The sequence below is a fragment of the Halorubrum sp. BV1 genome, assembly GCF_000746205.1.
Lineage (GTDB): Archaea > Halobacteriota > Halobacteria > Halobacteriales > Haloferacaceae > Halorubrum.
The window spans coordinates 1-1,080 of the sequence record NZ_JQKV01000037.1 but is presented as its reverse complement, the minus strand read 5'-3'; the positions used below and the strand labels follow the sequence as shown (position 1 = coordinate 1,080).

The 1,080-nt window shown below is 62.9% G+C and carries 1 protein-coding gene; it reads left to right on the top strand.

Annotated features, from left to right (window positions below; genetic code table 11):
• Positions 1-58: 58 nt before the first annotated feature.
• On the top strand, positions 59-1,080 hold a 1,022-nt coding region (locus EP28_RS11545), incomplete at its 3' end, for an ABC transporter substrate-binding protein (protein WP_230455359.1).

The following is a 1,080-nucleotide window of genomic DNA, read 5'->3' as shown; positions in this document are numbered from 1 at the left end:
TCGACAACGGGCTGCCTCATGACAAACATTTAAATAAGCATGGTGGTAGGTTACAGCCATGCCTGAGAGTGATTGGCAAGACAACCGCCGGAAGTTCCTACAGGCGGCCGCGTCGGCTGGCCTCGTAGGACTCGCTGGCTGTACTGGTGGAGACGGCACGGAGACGCCGACTGAGACCGATTCAGACTCGTCCGGGGGCGACGACGACACCGACGCCCAAACGGCGACGCCGATGCGCGGCGGCTCGCTGAAGTTCGCTCAGACGTCGTCGCCGGTGGAGCTCGACCCCGTCAACAACAACGGCGGGAACTACTCCATCATGCTGAAGAACCTGGTGTACTCGCCGGTGCTCGGCTACGACCGGAACACCAACCTCGTCCCGATCCTGGCCGAGGAGATCCCGACGCTCGAAGGCAACGAGTTCACGCTCAATCTCGATGCCGACGCGACGTTCCACAACGGGGATCAGGTCACCGCAGAGGACGTGAAGTACACGTTCGAGGCGACTGTCGAGGAGCAGACCAGCTACGCCTCCAACTTCAGCATCGTCGACACCATCGAGCACTTCACGCTGACCGAACCGTACGTCCCGATCCTCCACGCCATCGCGCACCCGGTCGCACCGAAGAGCGTCCGCGAGGAGGACCCCGAAGGGTTCGGTATCGACACGTTCGTCGGTTCCGGGCCGTTCGAAGTGACGGATTTCCAGGAGAACGAAAAGGTCACGATGGCGGGATGGGACGACTACTGGGGGAACGGCAGCCCCCACCTCGACGAGGTGACGTTCACGCCGATCAACGAGCCCACCAACCGCGTGACCCAGCTCCAGACCGGCGAGCAGGACGTGATCAACCGCATCCCGCCGCAGTTCTGGAGCACCGTCCAGAACATGTCGGACGCCGACGTGATCGAGGGGCCCTCGCTGAGCTACCAGTTCGCCGCGTTCAACCAGAACGAGGGGGAGTGTGCCAAGCGCGACGTCCGACTGGCGATCGACCACTGTGTCGACCTCGATCAGGCCATCGACCAGTACATCAAGCCCGGCGGTGGCCGGATCTACAGTCCAGTTCCCGCCTCCGT